A 23,495-nucleotide genomic window follows, 5' to 3' on the forward strand; every position below is an offset into this window, starting at 1 on the left:
GGACGTCGAAGGCGCACGCGAGCGGTGCGTGCGGCCGGACTCCCTAGTGTAACGACAAAGCGCGATCTTATCGACGCGGCCGGCCGCGCGCCGGCTGCCGCGCTGCCTGCCGCGGCGGGGCGCGGCGCGCTCGCCTTCGCCGCCGCCCGCAGTCAGCCGGCCCGATCCGCAGCCCATCCGCAGCCCATCCGCAGCCGAGCCCGCAAGCGGCCAAGCGGCGAGGCCTCAGCGGCGCAGCGCGGCGCGTGTACGGCCGGCGATCAGCAGGTAGCCGGCGAAGGCGAGCGCGCCGCAAGCCCCGATCAGCGCCCCCATGCTGAACGGCGTGCCGTTCGAGAAGACGCCGACCAGGCTGGCCACGCAGGCGCCGCACACGAACTGCAGCGCGCCGAACAGGGCGGCGGCGGCGCCGGCCGCGCTCGGGTAGCGATGCATCAGGTCGGTCACGCAGTTCGCGCCCAGCACGGCCACGGTCGACACCACGAAGAACAGGCAGACAGCCAGCGCGGGCAGTCCGCCCAAGCCGGTGATCGACACGAAGGCGGTGGCCAGTGCCGCGATCAGATGCACGGTGACGACCACGCGGGTGATCGGCAGGGTGCCGACCCGCCCGACCAGCCGGCTGTTCATGAAGTTGAGCGCAACCATGCCGACGATATTGCCGGCGAACAGCAGCCCATAGTGCTGCGGCGAGACGCCGTAGTACTCGATGTACACGAACGGCGTGCCGGCCAGGTAGGCGAACATCGCCGCGAACGACAGGCAGGCGCACATCAGATAGCCGAGCGCGAGCGGATCGCGCGCGATCCGTCCGTAGGCGTGCAGCGAGTTGCGCAGCGCGGCCTTGGCGCGGCGCTCGGGCGGCCAGGTCTCCGGCACCTTGCGGATCACCGCGACGAAGCTGAGCGCGCCATAGGCGGCCAGCAGGCCGAACACGGCGCGCCAGCCACCGAGCAGCAGCATCTGTCCGCCGATCAGCGGCGCCAGCAGCGGTCCGACCGCGGTGACGATGCCGAGGATCGACATCACGCGCGCCGCCTCCGACGGCGCATGGGCATCGCGCGCAATCGCTCGCGCCAGCACGGCGGCCGCGCCAGCGCCCAGCGCCTGTACGAAGCGCAGGCCGATCAACACGCCGATGCTGGGCGCGAACGCGCAGCCCAGGCTTGCAAGCGCATAGATCGCGACGCCGGCGATCAGCAGACGGCGGCGACCGTAGGCGTCGGAGAGCGGGCCGTAGAGCAGCATGCCGGCCGCGAAGCCGATCATGAACAGCGTCAGGGTCAGCTGCGCGGCGGCCTGGTCGACGCCGAAGCCCTGCGCGATGGCCGGCAGCGCCGGCAGGTACATGTCGACCGAGATGGGGCCGCACGCGGCGAGCGCGCCGAGCAGCAGGATCAGCCGGCGACGCGAGCCGGCGAACGTGGGGGCAGCCGAGTGGGACACGGAGAGGCGGTGCTGGCCAAAGAACGGGATTGTAACGTGCGCGCTGTTCGGGCGTTTCGCGCCCCACGCCGGGCACGGCAGCGGCGCGCCACGCGGTTAGAATGGCGTGCCCGCCGACCATCGCGACACGGAGGCCGTCCCACCGCCCTTGTTCGGCCCGCCACCGCCCTCAATCGGCCCCCTGCCGTCCCTGCCGCCCGTCCCCGGCGGCCGCCCCATAGCCGCCGACGTCAATGACCGCCCATCTGTTGATCTGGAGTCCCCGCAAGGTACCGTGGCCCGAATTGCCGGCCGTGGCCGCGCGCGTCGCCGCCGGTCAAACGGTAAGCGATGTGTGGGGCTGCGGCGTGAGCCGTGCAATCTGGCCGGGCGACCGCGTGTTTCTGCACCGCGTCGCGGTGGCGCCACGCGGCCTGTTCGGCAGTGGACACGTAACGCGCGCGCCCTACGAGGTTGCCGATGCGACGCGCAAGCGTGGCTTCCGTCTGTGTATCGATATCGTCTACGACTGGCTCGACGACGCCCATGTGCGCGTGACACTGCCGCGCGAAGCGCTGAACGCGCACCCGCTTTCGATCCAGACCTGGGATGCGCAGTGTTCCGGCACGCATCTGAAGCCGATCGTCGAAGGCGCGCTGGAGCAACGCTGGCGCGCGCTGACGCGCCCGCTCGCCGTGGACGCGTCGGCCCAGTCAGGGGCGAGCCGATGAAGCGGCCGTTCGCCACCGGCCTGCGCGACAGTCTTTCGATCGTGATCGGCTACCTGCCGATCGCCTTTTCCTTCGGCCTCGCCGCGCGCAATGCCGGCCTGTCGCCACGGTACGCGATTGCCATGTCGGCATTCGTCTACGCGGGCGCGACCCAGTTCATGATGGTCGCGCTGCTGGCTGCCGGCACCGGCGTCGCGGCCGTCGCCGCCGCGGCGCTGATGATGAACGCCCGCCACCTGTTCTACGGCGCCGCCCTCCGCACCCAACTGCCGGCCGAACGCATCCCGCCGGCGCCGGTGCTGGCCTTCGGGCTGACGGACGAAGTCTTCGCGACCGCGCTGGCGCAGTTTGGCGGGATCCCACCGGCCTGCCGCGCGCGCTGGTATCTCGGCCTGCAGCTCGGCGCCTACCTGGCCTGGTGCCTCGGCACGGTCTGCGGCGTGGTGCTGGGCGCCCACCTCGACGGGCAACCGGCATGGCTGCGCGATACGCTCGGGGCGGTGCTGCCCGCGCTGTTCATCGCGCTGTTGTGCGACTACGTTGCCGCGTCCGGGCGCCATGGCTGGCCGGCGTTGGCCGCGTCGCTCGCCCTCGCGGTTGCCGCGCTGGCGGTGCTGCCGGGCCACCTGGCGATCATCGTCGCGATGCTCGGCGGCGCGTGGCTGCTTGGCGGCACGCGCAGCGAGCGCGCGGCATGAGCGCCGGTGTTCATGCGGTCTTGCCCGAGGCATGGTTTCTTGTGCTGCTGGTGGGCATCGGCACATTCCTGCTCAGACTGCTGCCATTCCTGCTGCGCGGCCAGCCCGAGCGTCGGCAACCGGGCTGGCTGCTGCGGCTGGGCCGCGGACTCGGCCCGGCGGCGCTGCTGGCGCTGCTCTGCGCGTCGCTGTACCCAGGCTTCATGCCGGCCGGCGGCGCCGGCGCGACGACCTGGCAAGCGTGGGGGCGGCACGCGTTGCCGCATCTGGCAGGCATCGCCGCCGCCTGCGCGGCGATCGTGGTGGTGCGACGCGTGGCGCGCGGCATTGCCCTGCCGACCCTGGCCGGCGCGCTCGCCTACGGCGTGAGCCACGCGCTGCTCGCCGCCATCTAGTGCCATCTAGCGCCGACGCGGCCGTTCAGCCGCGGCATGGCCGTGCCCGTGCCCGTGCCCGTGCCCGTGCCCGTGCTCGTGCGAGCCGATGCCGACGCCAGCGCGGTCGCCCGCAGCGCAGGGCCTGGCCGCTTGCGACGCCGCGGTTTCGGTACAATTCGTCATCCGCCGCCGGCGCGGCTGCCACGCGCCCGGCCGTCTTCTTCTCCCGCATCCCGCCATGTCCCGCAACCAAGCCCTGTTCGAACGTGCCTGCAAGACCATTCCCGGCGGTGTGAATTCGCCTGTCCGCGCCTTCGGCTCGGTCGGTGGCACGCCGCGCTTCATCGCGCGCGCGCAAGGCGCCCACATCTGGGATGCCGATGGGCAACGCTATATCGACTACATCGGTTCGTGGGGACCGATGATCGTCGGCCATGCCCACCCCGACGTGCTGCAGGCGGTACAGGCGGCGATGGCCGACGGCTTCAGCTTCGGCGCGCCGACCGAGGGGGAAGTGCTGATTGCCGAGGAGATCGCCAAGCTGGTGCCGTCGATCGAGCAAGTGCGGCTGGTCTCCAGTGGCACGGAGGCGACGATGAGCGCGCTGCGCCTCGCGCGCGGCTTCACCGGTCGTGACCGTATCGTCAAGTTCGAAGGTTGCTACCACGGACATGCGGACAGTCTGCTGGTGAAGGCGGGTTCCGGGCTGCTCACCTTCGGCAATCCGACCTCGGCGGGCGTGCCGGCCGACGTCGCGCACCACACGACGGTGCTCGCCTACAACGACGTCGCCCAACTGGAGGAGGCGTTCGCCTCGTTCGGTGACGAAATCGCGGCGGTCATCGTCGAGCCGGTCGCCGGCAACATGAATCTGGTGCCGGGGACGCCTGTCTTCCTGCAGGCGCTGCGCGAACTGACCGCGCGCCACGGGGCGGTGCTGATCTTCGACGAGGTGATGTCTGGTTTCCGTGTCGCGCTGGGCGGCGCGCAGGCGCGCTACGGCATCACGCCGGACCTGACCTGCCTTGGCAAGGTGATCGGCGGCGGCATGCCGGCGGCGGCCTTTGGCGGACGCGCGGACATCATGCAACGCATCTCGCCGCTCGGACCGGTCTACCAGGCCGGCACGCTGTCCGGCAATCCGCTCGCGGTCGCGGCCGGCCTGGCGACGTTGCGGCTGATCCAGACGGACGGCTTCTACGAGCGGCTCGGCACCGCCACCACGCGGCTGGTCGAGGGCCTTGCCGCCGCCGCCCGCGAAGCCGGCGTGCCGTTCGCAAGCGCGTCGGTCGGCGGCATGTTCGGCATTTATTTCAGCGACCAGGCGCCGGCCTGCTTCGCCGACGTGCAGCACAGCGACACCGCGCGTTTCAACGCGTTCTTCCACGCCATGCTCGACGCCGGCGTGTACTTCGCACCGTCGGCCTATGAAGCGGGCTTCGTGTCCAGCGCGCACGACGACGCGCTGATCGACGAGACGATCGCGCACGCGCGGAGCGCGTTCGCCGCGCTGGCCCGCCCGGCCTGAGCAGGCCAGCCATGTACTCGAACGACGACTTCGCCCTGATGACGCGCGCGCTGGCCCTGGCCGAGCGCGGCATGTATACGACCACGCCGAATCCACGCGTGGGCTGTGTGCTGGTGCGCGACGGTCGGGTGATCGGGGAAGGCTTCACGCAACCGGCCGGTTCCGACCATGCGGAGGTGCGCGCGTTGAAGGACGCGCGGGCGCGCGGCATCGACGTGCGCGGCGCGAGCGCCTACGTGACGCTGGAACCGTGCAGCCATGTGGGCCGCACGCCGGCCTGCGCGCACACCCTGGTGCAGGCGGGCATCGCACGCGTGGTCGCCGCGATGGAGGATCCGAACCCGCGGGTTTCGGGACGCGGCCTCGAGATCCTGCGCGCCGCCGGCATCGAGGTGCGTTGTGGCCTGTTGGAGAGCGCGGCCCGGGAATTGAACATCGGCTTCGTCAAACGCATGATCCAGGGGCGGCCCTGGGTGCGCCTGAAGGTGGCGGCGAGCCTCGACGGACGCACCGCCCTCGCCAACGGCCGCAGCCAGTGGCTGACCGGCCCGGAAGCGCGGCGCGACGGCCACCGCTGGCGCGCACGCGCCTGCGCGGTGTTGACCGGCGTCGGCACCGTGCGCGCCGACGATCCACAACTGACGGTGCGCGCGATCGAAACGCCGCGCCAGCCGCAGCGGGTGCTGCTGGACAGCAAACTGGCCGCCTCGCCGGAGGCGAAAATCTTCGACGACGGCGCGGCGCTGGTGATCTGCGCGTCCGACGATGGCGACGCCGCACCGCGTGCCGCGCGCCTGCGCGAGCGTGGCGCGGAAGTCGTGGCCCTGCCGGACGCGGACGGCCGGGTCGATCTGGCGGCGGCGCTGGACCTGCTCGGCGCGCGCGAAATCAACGAACTGCATCTGGAAGCCGGCTACAAGCTCAACGGCGCCTGGCTGCGCGCCGGCCTGGTCGACGAACTGCTCGTCTACATGGCGCCGTCGCTGCTCGGCAATCATGCGCTCGGCATGTTCGGCCTGCCGGCGCTCGACACGCTGGACGCACGGATCAAGCTGCACTTCCATGCGGTGGAAGCGGTCGGCAGCGATCTGCGGCTGCTGCTGCGCCCGACGGACGGCGATGAAACGGTGCCGGCGATCCTCCAGCCGGCCGTGCCGACGCCACCTCGGGCCTAGCCGTTGCACGCCCTGGCCGACGGTCGCCGCGCGCGTGGGGCGGCGCGGGGCGGCGTGGGGCGTCGGTCGGCCAGGGCCTTGTTGCCTCGTATCGGTTGTCCTCGTATGTTTTCCATCTCGCACCCGCTACCGCAAGCGCAGCCGCGCACGGGGACACGGGTCAGGAGTCAGCAGTGTTTACAGGAATAGTCGCGGCCGTGGGCCGCATCGAATCGGTTGCGCCGCTCGGCGACGCGGCCGCCGGCGTCAGACTCTGGACACAGGCGGCCGGCCTGGGCCTGGACGATGTCGCGATCGGCGACAGCATCGCGATCCAGGGCGCCTGCATGACCGTGATCGAGAAGGACGCGGCGGCCGGCCGCTTTGCGGTGGACGTGTCGCGCGAAAGCCTGGTGCGCACCGTCGGTCTCGACCAGCCCGGTGACGTCAACCTGGAGAAAGCGCTGCGGGCCAGCGACCGCCTGGGCGGTCACCTGGTGTCGGGCCACGTCGACGGGCTGGGCACCGTCGAGCGCTTTGCACCGGTCGGCGAATCGCACGAGCTGTGCATTCTTGCGCCCACGTCGATGGCCCGCTATTTCGCGTACAAGGGCTCCGTCGCGGTCGATGGCGTGAGCCTGACCGTCAACCGGGTCGAGGATCGGCCCGATGGCTGCGTGTTCTCGATCAACCTGATCCCGCACACGGTGGCCTCGACGACGCTGCGCCGCCTGTCGCCGGGCGACGCGGTGAATCTCGAAGTCGACATGCTCGCGCGCTACGTCGAGCGCGGCCTCAGCCTGCTGGACGGCCGCAACGCCGCTTGATCGGCGGCGCCAGGCTCAGAGACCGTTCTCGACGCCGTAGCAGTATTGCGACCACGCGACGTCGAAGTGTTCGCTGCGCACCTTGGCGGCGATTTCCCGATCGCGCTGCGAGGCGCTCAGCCCGTCGACGGCCTCGGTGATCTGGTACTGCTCGCGCAGCGCGTTCGTCTCGTCGGCGATCTCGGTCTGGTCGACCTTGATCTTCTTGCCGTCGAACGAGATCGCCCAGGGGTCCAGTCCGTCGATGTAGAACGCCGGCACCGACGGCACGACGATGAACCGCCGCCAGTCGGTCGGCGCCACAGCCACGATCGCGCCGCGGCTGCCGGGGCGCGCCGCGATGCGGTCGCCGCCATCGACGCCGGACACCTCGCCGCACAGCGCGCCGCCCGGCGCAATTGCCTCCCGGCGGAACTTCGGCTCGCCACTGGCCGGCAAGGTATCGCGCATCGGCTGACGCAGCTTCGGGATCACGAACAACTGGTCCCGGTACGAAAAGACCAGCCACGCCACGAGGACGACCAACGTCAGCAAAGCGAGAAGCCAGTTGCGGGCTTTCGGCGTCATCGCCGCCACTCCAGGAAACGGGAACGCCATTCTCGCACGGCGGCCGGCGGCCTTGGCGTAGAATAGCGCTCCTTTCACTGGTCAACGCCCGACGTCCATGCTTGCGTCCACGCAGGAACTCATTACCGAACTGAAGGAAGGCCGGATGATCATCCTGGTCGACGAAGAGGACCGCGAGAACGAGGGTGACCTGGTCCTGGCGGCGGACTTCGTCACGCCCGAAGCGATCAACTTCATGGCGATGCATGCGCGCGGGCTGGTCTGTCTGACCCTGACCGGCGAACGCTGCCGCCAACTGCGCCTGCCGCTGATGACGCAGGCGAACGGCACGCCGTATGGCACGGCGTTCACGATCAGCATCGAGGCGGCCGAGGGCGTCACCACCGGCATCTCCGCGGCGGACCGCGCCCGCACCGTGCGCGCGGCCGTGGCGCGCGATGCCAAGCCTTCGGACCTGGTACAGCCGGGCCACATCTTTCCGGTGATGGCGCAGGAAGGCGGCGTGCTGGTGCGCGCCGGGCATACCGAGGCGGGTTGCGAGCTGACCGCGATGGCCGGGCTGACCCCGGCGGCGGTGATCTGCGAAGTAATCAAGGACGACGGCGAGATGGCGCGCCTGCCGGACCTGCTCGAATTCGGCGCGCGCCACGGGCTGAAGACCGGCACCATCGCCGACCTGATCGACTATCGCCTGCGCCATGAATCGATCGTCGAACGCGTGCGCGAACGGCCGATGCAGACGCCCTATGGCGCGTTCCATTCGGTGCTGTTCCGCGACCGGCCGACCGGCATGCCGCATCTTGCATTGATCAAGGGCACGCCGCGCCCCGACGTGGAGACGTGGGTGCGCGTCCACGAACCGGTGTCGATGCTGGACCTGCTCGACGTCGGCGCCTCCGCGCATTCCTGGCCGCTCGACGCGGCGCTGCGCGAGATCGGCGCTGCGCAGAGCGGCGTGGTGGTCCTGCTCAACTGCGCGGAATCGACCGAGCGCTTCTGCGAAACCTTCGCCGCCCTCGACGACCCCGAGACGGCCGGCCGTCTGCAACGCCGCCCGGTCGACTTCAAGACCTACGGCGTTGGCGCACAGATCCTGCGCGAACTCGGCGTCGGCAAGATGCGCGTGCTGTCTGCCCCGCGCAAGCTGACCAGCATGTCGGGCTATGGACTGGAGGCGACGTCCTTCCTGCCCGGCCCCGGCGCGCAGCCGGAAAGCGCGCACTGAGATCGCGGCGGCGGTCCGGCCCTGCGCCGCGCTGCCGTTGCCCTGCCCGCCGGCACGACTCCCGCACTCAACACGGAACAGAATATGGAAATCGGAAAATACGCTCCCAACCTCGATGGCGCCCAACTGCGCATCGGCATCGTGCAGGCCCGCTTCAACGAGCCCGTATGTAACGGCCTGCTCGATGCCTGTGTGGCCGAACTCGAGTCGCTTGGCGTGGCGGGCGAGGACGTGCTGCTGGTGACCGTGCCGGGCGCGCTCGAGATTCCGTTCGCGCTGTCGCGCCTGGCCGAGAGCGACCAGTTCGACGCGCTGATCGCGCTGGGCGCGGTGATCCGCGGCGAGACCTATCATTTCGAACTGGTCTCGAACGAGTCGGGCGCCGGCATCTCGCGCATTGCGCTCGATTACGGCCTGCCGGTCGCCAATGCGGTCCTGACCACCGAGGATGACGCGCAGGCGGAAGCGCGGATGGCGGAAAAAGGCCGTGACGCGGCACGGGTCGCGGTCGAGATGGCCAATATGGCGATTTCGCTGGCCGAGCTGGCCGACTACGAGAACGGAGAGGAAGAATGAGGAACGCGCGACGCAAGGCCCGCGAACTGGCCACGCAGGCGCTCTACCAGTGGCTGATCTCGCGTTCCGGCTCGGGCGAAATCGATGCGCACATGCGCGACCAGCCGGGCTTCGACAAGGCGGATCGTGAACACTTCAACGCCCTGCTGCATGGCGTGATCCGCGAATTCGACGCGCTCGACAAGGCCCTGTCCGGCAGCCTCGACCGCCAGCCGTCGGAGCTGTCGCCCGTCGAGCACGCGGTGCTGCTGATCGGTGCCTACGAGCTGCGGCATCACCTGGAAATTCCATACCGCGTGGTGATCAACGAGGCGGTCGAACTGGCCAAGACGTTCGGCGGTACCGACGGCTATCGCTACGTGAACGGCGTGCTCGACCGCGTCTCGGCACAACTGCGGCCCGACGAAACGCAGTCGGCACGGCGATCCTGACGGAGACGGGGAGCGCCGACGCGGGGGCCGTGCTCCGCTGACGGCGCTGACGCTGACGACGACGCGAATTGCGCGACTGGGTCAGGCCCGATACGCGCGCGGCCTGCAATGGGCGACGCGCAAGGCATGACCGGGCTAGCTGGGGAAAGTCGGGCAAAGTCGGGCAAAGACATCGAATGCAAGCGGCGATCCGACCTGCTTTCCGTCGGCATCTCGGTCGGCATCTCGGTCGGCGTCGACCGGCGGCCAGCCGGGCGCGCAACCGGCATCGCAAGCTGGAGTTCCAAGTCGCGCCGCAGCGTCTTATGGCGTGCTACCGGGCGCGCAACGAAAACGGCCCGCCGTCCTGGACACCGGATGGCGGGCCACCTCTGACGCCCCTCTCACGCCTCTCACCACGGCCGGCTTCGTCTGCCGGCCATGCCTCACACTACCCTCCCCCAGGCCACCGCGCGCCGACCGTCGTGCTGGCCGTGGTAACGCGCGGCGCTCAGCCAAGCGTCATCGAGGCGCTCTGGCTGCCGGCATCCACGCCACGCGCGACCGGCGCGCCGTGATCGTCGAGCATGCCAGTCGCGCGGTGGGCGCTCTGCCGTTCGACGGCCGGTTCGATGCCGCCCTGGCTGTCGTCCTTCGCCTGCGCCTGCGCCAGCGCCGCCGGTGGCTTGGGCTGGGCTGGCTTTGCGTGCGCGACGATGGTACGCACGGCCGCGCCGCCGCGACGCGCCGCGACCCGCAGACGCTCGCGTTCAGCCAGCACCTTCGCGCCATAGCCGCCGTCGTCGGCCGTCGTCGAGCCGACGTAGCAGTTCAGACCGCCGGCCAGGCTGCCGCGGCGCGCGATGCAGTCACGCAGCACGACGGTGCCGACCTGCAGATTTGCAAACGGTTCGAGCGCTGCGTCGCTGCCGCCGAAGTGCGCGAACTTGTCCGAGTGAACCGTGGCCATCACCTGCATCAGACCCTGCGCGCCGACGCCGCTCTGAGCATAGGGATTGAAGCTCGATTCGACGGCCATCACCGCAAGCAGCAGCAACGGATCGATATCCAGATTCTTGCCGGTCGCGAATGCCGCGTCGACCAGCCGACGGATCGGCGGCGAGGCAACGTGGTAGCGCGTGGCGATGTAGTCCACGACGCGCTCCTGCGCGCGCGAAGATCCCATCAAGCCCGCGTCGCCGCGGGCAGCGACGACCATCACGCCGCCACCGTCGGACGACGCCAGCTTCTCGTTCAGCGTGAAGGCGTCGCCGGCGCCGACCGGCGCGGCCACGCCGACCTGCGCCGCGGCCGCCAGCGCTGCCTTGCCGCCGGCGGCGAGGCTGGCGGACAGCGGCGCGACAGCCGCTTGCGGGTCGTCGCCATGCTCGGAGCCAGCGGCGTAGCCCGGTGCGACCTGAGCCAGCACGGCGCCAAGCGCCGCGTCACGCCAGGTCGGCTGCAGCCAGAGCGCGAGCGCCGCGGCGATCGCGCCCAGCCCGACTGCGCTCGCGCAGTGATGTCCGAGCCGGGTGGTGTGCCGCAGCGTGCGTCGCAGCGTCGGTCCGACGCGTCGGGTCCGCACGCGTACCGCTTCAGCGTCGAATGCAGCCGACACCGCAGCCGGGACAGCGTCGTCGACACCGCACGCGTCGTCGGCCATCGTGACCGTATGAGTCATCGATCGTATCTCCCTCTTGGCGCAGGCGTCCGAAGACTGACGGAAACCGCCTGCATGCCGACGCCGTTCCGCAAGGACGGTGGCCGTCGGCGCCGCGCACGACATGCAATGTCGTGACCACGGCAGGCGCGGACAACGCGGCGCATGCGTGCGCCACGCGTCCGGCTGGACGGAACGATCCGGCAGACTTAAGCATGCCGGGACGAAGCAGCGCGCCGTTTTCGTCGAACCCTCGCATGGGCGAGGGCCGGCGCGCGCCGTTGAAAGACAGGCCGTCTTGCGACCTGTGGAAGACCGCCGCGCATTGACGCGGTCGGATCGCGCCACCTGGGGCGGATAGGGCCACCGCATTGGGTGACCAACGGGTAACCAACGGGTAGCCGACGCGGCGATTGGCAGGGCTGGCCTAGCTCGTCCGATCGCAACGTTCCCGAATTTTAACAGCGCGACCCCTTCCGTCAACTCTGACTAGCCTAACACTGATTACGAAAATGTATTTGTCACCACTTTCATTCTCGGAAACGCCCGTGTTTTCAAGGTTTGCGCCCAGAGGCCCGTGACAATCGTTACATCCGGGTACAATTTACGGTTCTGCCGCTCACGCCTGCGACGCGTCGGTCCGGGCCAGTCCACGGACCAGCCGGCCCGCTCCGGCACGCATGCGGCGCTATCCTGGAACACATGGCCTACAAGGACTTACGCGAGTTCGTCGCCCAGCTCGAAACACTCGGTGAGTTGCGCCGGGTGACCGAGCCGGTTTCGCCCCATTTGGAAATCACCGCGGTCTGCGACCGGGCGTTGCGGGCTGGCGGACCCGCCCTGTTGTTCGAGCAGCCGGGCCAGGGTCGCATGCCGGTGCTGGGCAATCTGTTCGGTACGACACGCCGCGTGGCGCTTGGCATGGGCGTCGATGCAGGCGGAAGCGACGATGCATTGCGTTCGCTGCGCGAGATAGGCACCTTGCTGTCGGTACTGAAGGAGCCGGAACCGCCGCGTGGCCTGAAGGACGCCGCTCGGCTGCTGAAGCTGGCGAAATCCGTGTGGGACATGTCGCCCCGCAAGGTGAGCGCGCCGCCCTGCCAGGAAATCGTCGTCGCAGGCGCCGACGTGGACCTTGGCGCGTTGCCGATCCAGCACTGCTGGCCCGGCGACGTGGCGCCGTTGCTGACCTGGGGCTTGACGATCACGCGGGGCCCGAACAAGCCACGGCAGAATCTTGGCATCTATCGCCAGCAGGTCATCGGCCGCAACAAGCTGATCATGCGCTGGCTCGCGCATCGCGGCGGTGCCCTCGACTTTCGTGAATTCGCGGCCCGTCATCCGGGACAGCCGTATCCGGTGGCCGTTGCGCTGGGCGCGGATCCCGCCACCATGCTGGCCGCCGTCACCCCGGTTCCCGACACGCTGTCGGAATACCAGTTCGCCGGCTTGCTGCGCGGCGGCCGGACCGAACTTTCGCCCTGCCTGACGCCGGGGCTCGAACATCTGCAGGTGCCCGCGCGCGCCGAGATCATCCTCGAGGGCTTCATTCATCCGCGGCCGGACGCCGGCATGCCGGCCGGGGACGGACGGCGCGGACCGAGCGGCCCCACCGCTGCCTATGAGCATGCGGTCGAGGGACCCTACGGCGACCACACCGGCTACTACAACGAGCAGGAGTGGTTCCCGGTGTTCACCGTCGAGCGCATCACGATGCGGCGCGATCCGATCTACCACTCGACGTACACCGGCAAGCCACCCGACGAGCCGGCGATCCTCGGCGTCGCGCTCAACGAGGTGTTCATACCGCTGCTGCAGAAGCAGTTTCCCGAGATCACCGACTTCTATCTGCCGCCCGAGGGCTGCAGCTATCGGATGGCCGTGGTACAGATGCGCAAGAGCTACGCCGGCCATGCGAAACGGGTGATGTTGGGCGTGTGGAGCTACCTGCGACAGTTCATGTATACGAAGTTCATCGTGGTGGTCGACGAGGACGTCGCGATCCGCGACTGGAAAGAAGTGATCTGGGCGATCACGACACGGGTGGACCCGGCGCGCGACACCGTGATGGTGGAGAACACGCCCATCGACTACCTCGACTTCGCATCGCCAGTGGCGGGGCTGGGCTCGAAGATGGGCATCGACGCGACCAACAAGTGGCCCGGCGAGACGCAGCGCGAATGGGGCGAGCCGATCGTCGGCGACCCGCAGGCCGAAGCGCGCGTGGCGGCACTGTGCACCCGACTGGGCTTCTGAGCGCCGTCGGGCGCGCCGCCGGTCGGATGCAGCCGCCGTCACGCAGCCAGGGCGACCAGCGCGCCAGCATGCGCTGGCTGGCCGCAAGCCGTGTCGCGGCACTATTGGCGGCGGCAACGCTGGCTGGCTGCGCGCAGACCGACGGTTCGATGCGGTCGACCGGCGCGCCGTCGCCGCATCGGACCCCGGCAAGCGGCCCGCGCGCCGCTGGCGCGTCCGTTCCGCTGAGCTTGTTTCCGCTCGACGACGTGCCGACCGCGGTGTCCGACGTGCTGCCCGAGAACGCATCGGATCGCGACGCGCCGCTGGTGCCGCTCGATACGCAACTGCGCTGGCGCGACGCGCTCGTGGCGCGCTACGTCGGCACCGAGGCGGACGATGGCTCGCCATGGCTTGCCGAAACCGTCGAGCACGGCGGCGGAATGCTCGCCAGCGTCAGGCTGCGAGCCAAGGTCGCGCGCTACGGCAACGCCGGCAAGTCGGCGCGACGCATCGGCTACGGCGAGAACTTTCGGCCGCACGACCAGGCCTGGATCGAGCGCATCGCGGCCAATATGCGCATCGACGCGCTGGCCGCGGCGCGCGGCGCGCGCTTCGAGCCGGCGCGCCGCGCGATCACGGTGGACAACGCACCGCTGCGCGATCTGCCGACCGACGATCCGCACTTCTACGACTTCCAACTGCCCGGCGAGGGCTACCCGTTCGACAATCTGCAGGTCAGCGCATTGCGCCCCGCCACGCCGGTCTACCGGGTCAGCGAGAGCGCCGACCGGCAGTGGACCTACGTGCTTGCGCCGGAAGCCGAAGGCTGGGTCCACAGTACGACGCTCGCGGACGCCGATCCCGCGTTCGTGCGGCAGTGGCGCGCTGCACTGCGTGCGCGCCCCGCAGCGCCTCTGGCGGCGAGCGTCGCATTGAGCGACGAAGCCGGCCGCTTCCGTTTCGCGGCGCCGCTCGGCACCTTGCTGCCGATGCTCGCGGCGAGCTCCGGTGATGCGACCGCCACCGTGCTGCTGCCAGTCGCCGATGCCGACGGACGCGCGGTCGTGCGCCGCGCCCGGCTCGCCGCCGCGGACATCGCCGCCGTGCCCTGGCCCGCAACCCGCGCGCACTTCGCGAGATTGATCGGCACGCTCGCGGGCCGCCCATATGGCTGGGGCAACGCGAACGGCTACAACGACTGCTCGGCGGAACTGCGCAGCCTGCTGCTGCCGTTCGGCCTGTGGCTGCCCCGCCACTCGTCGGCGCAGGTCGATGCATTGCACGTCGTCGACCTGTCGCATGCCACGCCAGCGGCGCGACTGGCGGCGCTGCGTCGCAACGGGCAAGCACTGCTGACGCTGATCGACATCGGCGGCCACGTGATGTTGTACCTCGGCGAAGCCGACGACCATGGCGTGCGCACGCCCTTCGTGTACCAGAACGTATGGGGATTGGCGCCGGCGGACGGCAGCCGGCGCGCCGTGATCGGCATGGGCCTCGTATTTCCACTGCATCCGGACGTGCCGGGCCATCCGACGCTGCAGTCGCTTGCCGCCCGCAAGCGCTTCCGGCTCGGCCTGCTGGTCGCGCCGTCCGGGACGGCGCGGCCGAACGCCGCCGCGCCCCCTGCGGTCGGTGCGTCGCTCGATGCCGCGCAGGCGGACGATGCAGCCACCGGTCAGCCCGGCAACCCGGCGGAAGGTCATTGAGCGCGTGGCCGAGGGGATGCGGCAGCGATGCGGCGGCGCGACAGTGTGTCCTCGCGAAGCGGCTACAATGGCGCGCTGCGCGACGCCGGAAGGCGCTGCTATGCCGTGCGTCCGGTCGGTGACGGACCGGTCCACCGCCTAATTCGCCATCTGACGCCATGGCCGCCCGTCTTTTCGATCTGATCGTACAGCAGACCTCCGACCTGGCCGTCATCGCGACGGACACCGGCGGCACCGTGCTGGCGTGGAACCCCGGCGCGCACCGGGTGCTGGGATGGTATCCCGACGACGCGCTGCGGCGCTCGATCGAGATCGTCTTCGGAGCCGCCGAGGTGGCGCGGGTCTTCGACGTGTTGGGCAAGGCCGCGGCGCCGCAGGACCGGCGCATCGAGTGCTGGTGCCGGCGGCGCGACGGAGCGCGCTTCTGGGCCGCCGTCTCGGTCACCGCGCTGTTCGACGAAACCGGTCATGTCGGCTACGGCTGGACAATTCGCGACCGCAGCGACGAACGGCGCGCTCGCGAAGCCCTGCGCGACGCCACCGAGCGTGTCGACCTCGCACTGAGCGCCGGCGCCGTGCTGGGTTCGTGGCTGTGGGATGTCGGATCCGACTGCCTGCGGATTGATCGGCGGCTCGGCGAACTGCTCGACGTCGATCCGGACGAGGCCGAGCTCGGCATTCCGATGGACGGCCTGGTCCGCGCGATCGAGCCGGAAGACCGGCGCGCCTTTTCCGACGGACTGGGTCAGGCACTCGAAGTCGGTGGCCCGTTCCGGCTGGCGTTCCGGCTGCGGACCGGCGGCACGTTGCGTTGGATCGAGGCGGTTGGCCGCATCGACCGCGGCGAAGGCGCGGATGGCGCGCGGCGCGCGCGCGCGCCCGGCATCCTGCTCGACGTAACCGCCACCCGGGAGCTGGAGCAGGAGTTGCGCGAAGCCGACCTCCGCTTCAAGCGTGCATTGGAGGCGGGCACGCCGGTCGGCACCTGGAGCTACGATGTGGCGGCGCGCCGCCTGCGCGGCGATGCCCGTTTCGCGCGGATCTTCGGTCTGCCGGCGGACAGCCTGCGCGAGGGCCTGGCGCCGGAAGCGCTGGGCGGAGCGATGCCCGAGCGCCGGGCGATGGCCGACGCCCTGGCCCGTTACCTGGACCACCATGTCGAGGTCCAACTCACGCTGGACTGGTCAGACGACGGCGCGCACCGCTGGGTGCAGATCGCCAGCAACCGGGACCTGCAGGAAACCGCGAGCGAATTCGGCGGCACCGCCCTCGACATCAGCGAACTGAAGCGCGTCGAGACGTCATTGCTCGGCAAGACGCGAACGCTGGAGCAGCGCGTCAACGTCAGCGAAAGCCGGCTGCGCACGCTGTTCGACAATCTTGCCGATGCACTCTTCCTCGCCCGGGTCGAAGCGGACGGCGGCCTGCGCCTGCTGGCCGCCAACCCGGCCTGCGTCGCCTTCCTGTCGCGGCCCGTGGAAACCATCAGCGGCCAACGCCTGGACAGCCTGCTTTCGCCCGCGCTGTACGAAACGACGCAACGACATGTCGCCGAGTGCCTCGCCACCGGCCGCCCGGTCAACTACGAGGTGGCCGGCGATTTCGGCGACGGCGAACGCATCGCCGACGCGGTCCTGATCCCGTTACCGGCCGAAGGGCCCGGCAACGAGGCAATGATGATCGGCAGCGTCCGCGATGTCACCGCGCACCGCGTGCTGGAAGCGCAGCTCAGGCAGAGCCAGAAGATGGAGGCGGTCGGCCAGCTCACCGGGGGACTGGCGCATGACTTCAACAACGTGCTTCAGTTGATCTCGGCCAATCTGCAGCTACTGCAGGTCGAAACCCGCGGCAACGCGATCGCGCAACGCCGGCTGGCCGCGGCGGAGGCGGCCGTGCGCCAGGGTGCTCGCACGGCGATGCAGCTGTTGACCTTCGCTCGCAAGCGAGCCCTGGAACCGACCACGATCGACCTGACGGAACTGATCGGCGCGATGGACGATCTGCTGCGGCATGCGCTCGGCGCCAAGATTCAGGTCGAACTGGATCTGGCACCCGACGTCGGATTGCTGTGCGTCGATCGTTCCCAGTTGGAAAACGCCCTGCTGAACCTGGCGATCAACGCCCGCGACGCGATGGACGGCGTTGGCCGCATCGTGCTACAGGCACGCAATCGGATCTTCCTCGCCGATGCACCGGAGCGGCCGGGCGAACTTCCTGCCGGCGACTATCTGGAGATTGCGCTGTCGGACAGCGGCGCCGGGATGTCACCGGCCGTCCTGAACCACGTCTTCGAACCATTCTTCACGACCAAGCCCGACGGCCGCGGCACCGGGCTCGGCCTCAGCATGGTGTACGGCTTCGTGCGTCAGAGCGGCGGACATATCGCGATCGACAGCAAGGTTGGTGAAGGCACGACGGTGCGGCTCTATCTGCCGCTGGCAGCGCCGCGCGAGGACACGCCGGTGACCGGCGACGAGACGCTGCTGTTGACCGGTGGCGATGACGCGCTCCGCGCGGGCTTCGTGGCCAGCTTTGCCGCACTCGGTTATCGCGTATTGAAGGCGCCCGATGCCGCCAGCGCGCTGACCGTGCTGGGCAGTGGCCTGCCCGTGGCCCTGGTCCTGACGCTGGATGGACCGGACCGGGGTTTCGCGGCGGCGGCCAAGGCCACGCTCCCATCGCTGGCGGTGGTCGAGGCGTCGGCCGACGACCTGACGGACACCACGCTGCCGCGCCTGCGGCGCCGCGTACGCGACGCCCTGGACGCCCGGCGCACGCTCGACGCGCGGTAGTCCCCGCCGGCGGCCGCGCTGGCGACGCGGGCCGTTGCCACACGCCCGACGCGTTCAGCCCGGCCGTCGTGGCAAAAGGGTCACGCGCCGATCGCCTGGCCTTGCGTTGAAATGCGTCAGTCCGTTACGCCGCAGCCGCGGCGAGGACTGCGCGGCAAGATGCTTGCACTGCGCCATGGTGCCGCACCACCACGGACGCCGCCGCGCGCTGCCGCCGCGTTGCTGCGCCGCCGCATCGTGCCACGCCGCGCTCCAGGGGCGGCGTCTCGATGTTGCCGCGCGTGGCTTGCGATCCGCTTGGGCGCTGCTTACCTGCCGCTTGCCTGCCGTCTGCAGGACGTTGATGCAGCGTTCGCGCCGAGCGCTGCACGCGTGGTCGGCCGGGCCGACACGCGCCCGACACATGCCCGACACATGCCCGACACACACCTCCACTACAGTGCCGCACGACACAGTCACGGGTGACTGAGCGGGGCGGGTCGAGCGGTAAAGTTCGCTTACAACTGCACGCAAATTCCGTCACTCGGCGAGGGTAAGATGCACCGCTAGATGTCGACCACCCGACGTTCACCACGCTGCTTCATGGCGCGGCGAATCGGTCGGCAGCCAACGCAAGGAATCACTGCATCCGTGCCCGACTCACGAACGGAGATTGTCATGCCCCGACTACTGAGCCCCCATGAGATCGCTGCCCTGCTCCTGCTGCTGAATGCGCCGCTGCAGGTCTCGGCCGCCACGCCCGACATGTTCGCGCTGCAGGACGACAAGCTGGTCGAGATCGTCCGCACCGAACCGGCCGAAGCGCGACTCACCGTGCGTGGGGAAGCCGTGCTGCGCCGGCTCGGCATCGCTCGCACGCCGACCTGAGGCCGAGCCGCAGACGGCGTTGCGCCGCCTCGACCGTCGAGTCGATCGAATTCGTCTTGTCGTCCGTCAGGCCGATCGCGCCCCGCCGCTCACTGCCTGTCTTACGACCCGCTTCGTCCCTCGCTGCTTCTCATTGCTGCTTCTCATTGCTGCTTCTCATTGCTGCTTCCGCGCGGCCGCCGCTGCTGACGGTTAGCGCGTCACGCGCGCCCGCCTGACTTGCAAGCCAGGGCCTGTCGGCCGGGGCACAGTTGTTTCCGCCGCGTTGCCCCGCTCTCTCGATGTTCCCGGACACCGATCGGGACGACCGGGCCGTCCTAACGCCGCTGCCGTGCATGTGTCGTTTTTACGAAGCGACCACGCAGATTTTTCAAGGATTTGACTGCACCTCAGGCGGAGCTTGGCGGCGCGCGCGGCATAAGCATTGCTGCACATTCGGTCCGACCCGTTCAACCGAGGAGTGCAGACATGCCCGATTCCAAACGCCCTGCTGGTCCGGCCCGCCCGCTTTCCGAACGTCTCGATCGCGCTGCGATTCGTGATGCCATGCAGGAAGACCTGCGCACCACTCGCGGCGAGGAGGCTGAAATCGACCGCCAGGGTGCCAATGCCACGCAATCCGCACAGACTTCGGCAGATTCCCTCAAACAACGGTGAGTTGAGACGGCAATGAGCGACACTTCCCAGAAAGTCACCGGGCAGGCGGCACAGGCCGACCTTCCGGGTGATGAAAACGACGCGCGCACGGCCAATCCGAGCAGCGCGGGCAGTTCCAGCAGCTCCGGCGGCCCTGCCAGCGCGGCAAGTCCAGGCAGCGCGCCCGACCAGTCGATTGCGGAGGGCGGCGCTTCGTCGCCGTCCACCGACGACAGTCGGCGCGGTATCGACAAACCGGGCGGTACCGCGGGCGACAGCGGCACCGCGCCGTCCACCCAGCCTGCAGGCCAGAGAGGCACGCCCGATCCCACCGCGGTCGGCGAAGACGGCTGATGGCCGTCGCGCGGCAGGCAGGGCAGTGCCGCCTGCGTGCCGCGCCCGCCCGGCTTTCTTAGGGGCGGCCGGCGGCATCGGTTCAATGGTCGCTTTGCAAGCCCCTGGTGACCGAGCGCGCGGCGGATCCAATTGCGCAAGCGCGTTTTCTGCAGCGTCCAGACACCGACGCAGGCGTACGGGCGCAAGCCGGTGGCAGCCGACGTCCTTTACAAGCGACAACGGCGCCCGACCGCGCAAGCTGCGCGGTATCGAACGCCGTTTCGAGTGGCCATGCATCAGGTCGTCTGATCGGCTGGCCCACGTGGACGGGATGGGCGCCAGCCTAGTCGGCTCGCGCGCGAGTCCGGCCAGCCCCCGACAGTCTCAAGGCAGCGGGTTGCCACCGGTCACGCCATAGATTTCGCCGGTGACATAACTCGATTCCTGGCTAGCCAGGAAAACGTAGATCGACGCGAGTTCAGCCGGCTGGCCAGGGCGGCCCAGCGGCGATTGCTCGCCGAACGTCGGAATCTTTTCCTGCGGCTGGCCACCACTCGGTTGCAGCGGCGTCCAAATCGGACCCGGCGCGACCGCATTGACGCGGATGCCCTTTTCGGCTACCTGCTTCGCGAGCGCCTTCGTGAAGCCGACGATCGCGGACTTGGTCGAGGCGTAGTCGAGCAGCGTCGGGGACGGTTGATACGATTGGATCGACGCCGTGTTGATGATGGTCGCGCCGGCCGGCAGCAAGGGCAGCGCCGCCTTGCAGATCCAGAACAGCGCGTAGACGTTGGTCTTGAACGTCGCGTCGAACTGTTCGGTCGTCACGTCCGCGATGCTTTTCTGCGCTGTCTGCTTGCCGGCGACGTTGACGACGATATCCAGCCCACCCAGCTTTTCATGCGCTTGGCGCACCAGCTGTGTGGCGAAGGTTTCCTCACTGATGTCGCCAGGCAACGCGATGGCACGACGCCCGGCCTGCTCGATCAGCGCCACGACTTCCTTTGCGTCCGCTTCTTCGCTCGGCAGGTAGTTCAACACGATATCGGCGCCTTCGCGGGCGAAGGCGATCGCGGCCGCGCGGCCGATGCCCGAGTCGGCGCCGGTAATCAGCGCGCGGCGCCCGGCGAGGCGACCAAAACCCTTGTAGCTGTCCTCGCCATGGTCCGGTTTCGGTCGCATCGCCTTCGCCAGGCCGGGCGCCGACTGCGGCTGCTCGTCGAATTCCGGCTTCGGATACTGCTTGGTCGGATCCTGCATGGCGTACTGGTTCGGAGTGCTCATCGGATGCTCCTGCGGTTGTGCAAGCGTGATTCGGCTGACGCGCGCCGCACATGGCGACGCGTCAGGTTGACGCTGGACAACAGCATCCCGCATGCCCGACCGTGTTTCGAACGGGCACGCCGCACTAGAACCTGTACTGGGCGCTCAGCATGAAGGTGCGCGGCTCGCCATACGACGCCTGCGTGTAGAAGCCGATCTGACTGTAATACTTGCGGTCGAACAGGTTGTTGATGTTGAACGCAAAACTCAGTTGCCGGCTGTACTCGTAGCGGGCCATCAGATTGACCAACGCATACGCGCCCTGCCACAGCCGCGTCTTGCCGACCGGCCCGGTGACGTCGGTGTAGTTCGAACTCTGCCAGTTCACGCCGCCACCCAGCGTCACCGGATGCCAGGCACCGCTCAAGCGGTAAGTCGTGAACAGGCGCACCAGCGTGCGCGGAATATTGGTATTCACCGCGTTGCCATCACGGTCCTTGGACGTGAAGTGCGTATATCCGGCGTACAGATTCCACTGGTCGCTGAGCTGCCCGGCGATGTCGAACTCGAAGCCCTCGGTCTTCGTGCCGTCGACGGTGCGATACGCCGCGCTGCCGTCCGGCAGCGTCACGCCGCTCGGGTCGACTTGCGCAAGGTTGTCCTGCCGCGTCTGGAACAAGGCCGCCGTCCCGTTCAGCCGCCCATTCATCCACTCGCCCTTCAGGCCGATCTCGTAGTTCTTGCCGGTCACCGGCTTGAGCGGCACGTCGTTCACGTCGCGGTACAACTGCGGGTTGAAGATTTCGGTATAGCTCGCGTACGCCGCGTAGGTGTCGTTGATGTCGTATACGACGCCGACGTACGGGATGAAGATGTTGTCCTTCTTGTAATGGTAGGGCTTGCCGCTGCTCAGACTTTCGATCTCGTAATCGCTGACGCGGCCGCCGACGATCAACTGCAACGAATTCGCCAGCGAGAAACGACCGGTGGCGTAGAAGCCGCTCTGGTCGATGCTCGAATGCGTGACGTAGTTGACGGTCGGCGAGAAGGTCGGCTCCGGCAGCGAACCGTTCCACAGGAAGTAGTTGCCGGCGGACGCAGGCAACGGTGACACGTTGTTGTAGCCCACCGTGTTGTTGACCTGTCGCGAGCCGCTCCAGCCCAGCACCAGTTCATGCCGGCGTCCCAGCAGCGAGAACGGGCCGCTCGCGTACAGGTCAGCCGAATTCTGCTGGCGGTCGCCCACGTAGTGCACGGCACTGCTCGGCACGACGCCCCCGCCGCTTACCGGGTTTGGAAAGCCGCTCAGGTAAAGCAGCTTGGCATCGTAGTCATTGTTCGCGTGCGTAAACACGCCGCGAACCGTCCAGCCGTTCTCGAAACGATGCTCGATATTCGCGAACAAGGTCTGCGCTTCGGTCTGCCACTTCGTCCAGTCGGCGCCGTTGCTCAGCGAGCGACGGAAATCGGTCTGCGTGCCGTCGCTGTACAGCGCCGCCAGGCCGCCCCAGGTCACGCCCCGCGGCCGCGTGTTTTGATAGCTGAAGCCGACGCTCAGCGTCGTGTCGCGCGTCAGGTCGGCGTCGACCACGCCGTACAGCACGGACTTGTTCTTGCGATAGAGATCCATGAACGAGCGGCGCTGTTCGTAGGCCGCGACGACGCGCGCGCGGATGCGGCCGTCCTTGGTCAGCGGCGTGGAAATGTCAGCGTCGGTACGGTAGAAGTCGTAGGATCCGACCGTCGCCTTGGCGGACGCCGAGAATTCCCGCAACGCGTGTTTGCGTACCAGGTTGACTGTCGCCGACGGGTTGCCCGCGCCGTTCAGCAGGCCCGTGGCGCCACGCAGCACTTCGACGCGATCGTAGATCGCCATGTCGCTTGCGGCGTCACCCAGCGCCGACGTCGTATCGTACAGCGTGGTCGGCACGCCGTCGTATTCATAATTGGTGATCGGAAAGCCGCGCGCATAAAAGCTGACCCGCTCGCTGTCGAGCGTGCGGGTGCTGACGCCCGTCGTGTTGTTGAGCACATCGACCAGCGAGAACAGGTTCTGATCGTCCATTCGCTGCCGCGTGACGATGCTGACCGACTGCGGCGTCTCGCGCAGCGACAACGGCAACTTGGTTGACGTGTTCGTGGCGCCGGTGGTGTAGGCGCCGGTCCCCTCGCTGGTGGCCGGATTGTCACGGCTGCCGCTGACCGCGACGGCCGGCAGGGCCGCGCCCGTCGCAAGGCGCTCGTCGTCTCCCGCCGCCGGCTTCGCTGCCGTCGTTTCCTGGGCGCACACGCTGCCCGCCGCCATCAAGGCGGCGATCAAGACATTGCAGCTCGACCGGCAGCCAAGCGGACGGGCGAATTCACGACGACTGGACAGGCTATGCACGACGACTCCTGGTGACGGCCAGCGCCGGCCCACCGCTGCCTCATGCGGGCGAAGCGACAAGCGAGTGCGAGCCAAATTTGAGAAATAGAA

Annotated in this window: 20 protein-coding genes; 15 read left to right on the plus strand and 5 right to left on the minus strand. The window is 68.9% G+C overall.

The genetic code is table 11. From position 1 onward, the window contains the following. Nucleotides 1–225: 225 nt before the first annotated feature. On the minus strand, nucleotides 226–1,446 hold the full coding sequence (locus BLU54_RS07165; protein ID WP_091906463.1) for a Bcr/CflA family multidrug efflux MFS transporter: 1,221 nt from the start codon (nucleotides 1,444–1,446) through the stop codon (nucleotides 226–228). 233 nt (nucleotides 1,447–1,679) lie between these two features. Between BLU54_RS07165 and BLU54_RS07170 the strand changes: the two genes are divergently transcribed. From BLU54_RS07170 to BLU54_RS07195, 6 genes are all read left to right on the plus strand, one after another. After that, nucleotides 1,680–2,156 (plus strand): hypothetical protein, encoded by a 477-nt coding sequence (locus BLU54_RS07170; RefSeq protein ID WP_091906465.1) that lies wholly within the window; start codon nucleotides 1,680–1,682, stop codon nucleotides 2,154–2,156. Further along, nucleotides 2,153–2,854 (plus strand): AzlC family ABC transporter permease, encoded by a 702-nt coding sequence (locus BLU54_RS07175; protein ID WP_091906467.1) that lies wholly within the window; start codon nucleotides 2,153–2,155, stop codon nucleotides 2,852–2,854. Before BLU54_RS07170 ends, BLU54_RS07175 begins: the two co-directional genes overlap by 4 nt. Further along, nucleotides 2,851–3,249 carry an AzlD domain-containing protein gene (locus BLU54_RS07180; protein ID WP_139169523.1) on the plus strand — a complete coding sequence of 133 codons (399 nt, stop codon included), beginning with the start codon at nucleotides 2,851–2,853 and terminating at the stop codon, nucleotides 3,247–3,249. The genes BLU54_RS07175 and BLU54_RS07180 overlap by 4 nt, the downstream gene beginning before the upstream one ends. Before the next feature lie 220 nt (nucleotides 3,250–3,469). Further along, nucleotides 3,470–4,759, plus strand: a complete 1,290-nt coding sequence (hemL, locus tag BLU54_RS07185; RefSeq protein WP_235837827.1) for a glutamate-1-semialdehyde 2,1-aminomutase — start codon at nucleotides 3,470–3,472, stop codon at nucleotides 4,757–4,759. 11 nt (nucleotides 4,760–4,770) lie between these two features. After that, nucleotides 4,771–5,934: a bifunctional diaminohydroxyphosphoribosylaminopyrimidine deaminase/5-amino-6-(5-phosphoribosylamino)uracil reductase RibD gene (gene ribD / locus BLU54_RS07190; protein ID WP_091906472.1), complete on the plus strand. Its 1,164-nt coding sequence runs from the start codon at nucleotides 4,771–4,773 to the stop codon at nucleotides 5,932–5,934. Nucleotides 5,935–6,107: 173 nt separating this feature from the next. Further along, nucleotides 6,108–6,740, plus strand: a complete 633-nt coding sequence (locus BLU54_RS07195; RefSeq protein WP_091906474.1) for a riboflavin synthase — start codon at nucleotides 6,108–6,110, stop codon at nucleotides 6,738–6,740. Between the two features lie 15 nt (nucleotides 6,741–6,755). Here the strand turns inward: BLU54_RS07195 and BLU54_RS07200 are convergent, their stop codons facing one another. After that, nucleotides 6,756–7,307, minus strand: a complete 552-nt coding sequence (locus tag BLU54_RS07200; RefSeq protein WP_139169525.1) for a hypothetical protein — start codon at nucleotides 7,305–7,307, stop codon at nucleotides 6,756–6,758. A gap of 97 nt (nucleotides 7,308–7,404) precedes the next feature. Here BLU54_RS07200 and ribBA point away from each other — a divergent pair, with 97 nt between their 5' ends. The 3 genes from ribBA to nusB all read left to right on the plus strand — a co-directional run bounded on the left by ribBA (nucleotide 7,405) and on the right by nusB (nucleotide 9,539). Beyond that, the gene (gene ribBA, locus BLU54_RS07205; protein ID WP_091906478.1) at nucleotides 7,405–8,532 is read left to right on the plus strand and encodes a bifunctional 3,4-dihydroxy-2-butanone-4-phosphate synthase/GTP cyclohydrolase II; all 1,128 of its coding nucleotides are present in this window, start codon (nucleotides 7,405–7,407) and stop codon (nucleotides 8,530–8,532) included. 84 nt (nucleotides 8,533–8,616) lie between these two features. Then, nucleotides 8,617–9,108: a 6,7-dimethyl-8-ribityllumazine synthase gene (ribH, locus tag BLU54_RS07210; RefSeq protein WP_091906479.1), complete on the plus strand. Its 492-nt coding sequence runs from the start codon at nucleotides 8,617–8,619 to the stop codon at nucleotides 9,106–9,108. Beyond that, nucleotides 9,105–9,539: a transcription antitermination factor NusB gene (gene nusB / locus BLU54_RS07215; RefSeq protein WP_091906481.1), complete on the plus strand. Its 435-nt coding sequence runs from the start codon at nucleotides 9,105–9,107 to the stop codon at nucleotides 9,537–9,539. The genes ribH and nusB overlap by 4 nt, the downstream gene beginning before the upstream one ends. A gap of 490 nt (nucleotides 9,540–10,029) precedes the next feature. Here nusB and BLU54_RS07220 read toward each other — a convergent pair whose 3' ends face one another. Next, nucleotides 10,030–11,199, minus strand: a complete 1,170-nt coding sequence (locus BLU54_RS07220) for a transglycosylase SLT domain-containing protein (protein ID WP_091906483.1) — start codon at nucleotides 11,197–11,199, stop codon at nucleotides 10,030–10,032. Nucleotides 11,200–11,880: 681 nt separating this feature from the next. Here BLU54_RS07220 and ubiD point away from each other — a divergent pair. The 6 genes from ubiD to BLU54_RS07250 all read left to right on the plus strand — a co-directional run bounded on the left by ubiD (nucleotide 11,881) and on the right by BLU54_RS07250 (nucleotide 19,774). Then, nucleotides 11,881–13,434 (plus strand): 4-hydroxy-3-polyprenylbenzoate decarboxylase, encoded by a 1,554-nt coding sequence (gene ubiD, locus BLU54_RS07225; RefSeq protein ID WP_091906485.1) that lies wholly within the window; start codon nucleotides 11,881–11,883, stop codon nucleotides 13,432–13,434. A gap of 68 nt (nucleotides 13,435–13,502) precedes the next feature. Continuing rightward, nucleotides 13,503–15,125, plus strand: a complete 1,623-nt coding sequence (locus BLU54_RS07230; RefSeq protein WP_091906701.1) for an SH3 domain-containing C40 family peptidase — start codon at nucleotides 13,503–13,505, stop codon at nucleotides 15,123–15,125. 158 nt (nucleotides 15,126–15,283) lie between these two features. Next, nucleotides 15,284–17,917 (plus strand): PAS domain-containing sensor histidine kinase, encoded by a 2,634-nt coding sequence (locus BLU54_RS07235; protein WP_091906487.1) that lies wholly within the window; start codon nucleotides 15,284–15,286, stop codon nucleotides 17,915–17,917. Between the two features lie 657 nt (nucleotides 17,918–18,574). Further along, the gene (locus BLU54_RS07245; RefSeq protein WP_091906492.1) at nucleotides 18,575–18,784 is read left to right on the plus strand and encodes a hypothetical protein; all 210 of its coding nucleotides are present in this window, start codon (nucleotides 18,575–18,577) and stop codon (nucleotides 18,782–18,784) included. 468 nt (nucleotides 18,785–19,252) lie between these two features. Further along, a complete protein-coding gene (locus BLU54_RS23150) occupies nucleotides 19,253–19,441 on the plus strand; it encodes a hypothetical protein (protein WP_139169527.1) in 189 nt (62 codons plus the stop codon). A 12-nt stretch (nucleotides 19,442–19,453) separates the two neighbouring features. After that, a complete protein-coding gene (locus tag BLU54_RS07250; RefSeq protein ID WP_091906494.1) occupies nucleotides 19,454–19,774 on the plus strand; it encodes a hypothetical protein in 321 nt (106 codons plus the stop codon). A gap of 366 nt (nucleotides 19,775–20,140) precedes the next feature. Here BLU54_RS07250 and BLU54_RS07255 read toward each other — a convergent pair whose 3' ends face one another. Continuing rightward, the gene (locus BLU54_RS07255) at nucleotides 20,141–21,040 is read right to left on the minus strand and encodes an SDR family oxidoreductase (RefSeq protein ID WP_091906703.1); all 900 of its coding nucleotides are present in this window, start codon (nucleotides 21,038–21,040) and stop codon (nucleotides 20,141–20,143) included. A 124-nt stretch (nucleotides 21,041–21,164) separates the two neighbouring features. Continuing rightward, nucleotides 21,165–23,405 (minus strand): ferric-rhodotorulic acid/ferric-coprogen receptor FhuE, encoded by a 2,241-nt coding sequence (gene fhuE, locus BLU54_RS07260; RefSeq protein WP_235837828.1) that lies wholly within the window; start codon nucleotides 23,403–23,405, stop codon nucleotides 21,165–21,167. Nucleotides 23,406–23,495: the final 90 nt, after the last annotated feature.

It is taken from the genome of Chitinasiproducens palmae (assembly GCF_900095735.1).
GTDB classification, from domain to species: domain Bacteria; phylum Pseudomonadota; class Gammaproteobacteria; order Burkholderiales; family Burkholderiaceae; genus Chitinasiproducens; species Chitinasiproducens palmae.

Coding starts and splice junctions, on each gene's coding strand:
- hemL (WP_235837827.1), top strand. CDS start 3,470: ATGTCCCGCAACCAAGCCCTGTTCGAACGTGCCTGCAAGACCATTCCC.
- BLU54_RS07230 (WP_091906701.1), top strand. CDS start 13,503: ATGCGCTGGCTGGCCGCAAGCCGTGTCGCGGCACTATTGGCGGCGGCA.
- BLU54_RS07170 (WP_091906465.1), top strand. CDS start 1,680: ATGACCGCCCATCTGTTGATCTGGAGTCCCCGCAAGGTACCGTGGCCC.
- BLU54_RS07245 (WP_091906492.1), top strand. CDS start 18,575: ATGCCCCGACTACTGAGCCCCCATGAGATCGCTGCCCTGCTCCTGCTG.
- BLU54_RS07200 (WP_139169525.1), bottom strand. CDS start 7,307: ATGACGCCGAAAGCCCGCAACTGGCTTCTCGCTTTGCTGACGTTGGTC.
- ubiD (WP_091906485.1), top strand. CDS start 11,881: ATGGCCTACAAGGACTTACGCGAGTTCGTCGCCCAGCTCGAAACACTC.
- nusB (WP_091906481.1), top strand. CDS start 9,105: ATGAGGAACGCGCGACGCAAGGCCCGCGAACTGGCCACGCAGGCGCTC.
- BLU54_RS07250 (WP_091906494.1), top strand. CDS start 19,454: ATGAGCGACACTTCCCAGAAAGTCACCGGGCAGGCGGCACAGGCCGAC.
- ribBA (WP_091906478.1), top strand. CDS start 7,405: ATGCTTGCGTCCACGCAGGAACTCATTACCGAACTGAAGGAAGGCCGG.
- BLU54_RS23150 (WP_139169527.1), top strand. CDS start 19,253: ATGCCCGATTCCAAACGCCCTGCTGGTCCGGCCCGCCCGCTTTCCGAA.
- BLU54_RS07175 (WP_091906467.1), top strand. CDS start 2,153: ATGAAGCGGCCGTTCGCCACCGGCCTGCGCGACAGTCTTTCGATCGTG.
- ribD (WP_091906472.1), top strand. CDS start 4,771: ATGTACTCGAACGACGACTTCGCCCTGATGACGCGCGCGCTGGCCCTG.
- ribH (WP_091906479.1), top strand. CDS start 8,617: ATGGAAATCGGAAAATACGCTCCCAACCTCGATGGCGCCCAACTGCGC.
- BLU54_RS07235 (WP_091906487.1), top strand. CDS start 15,284: ATGGCCGCCCGTCTTTTCGATCTGATCGTACAGCAGACCTCCGACCTG.
- BLU54_RS07180 (WP_139169523.1), top strand. CDS start 2,851: ATGAGCGCCGGTGTTCATGCGGTCTTGCCCGAGGCATGGTTTCTTGTG.
- BLU54_RS07255 (WP_091906703.1), bottom strand. CDS start 21,040: ATGAGCACTCCGAACCAGTACGCCATGCAGGATCCGACCAAGCAGTAT.
- BLU54_RS07220 (WP_091906483.1), bottom strand. CDS start 11,199: ATGACTCATACGGTCACGATGGCCGACGACGCGTGCGGTGTCGACGAC.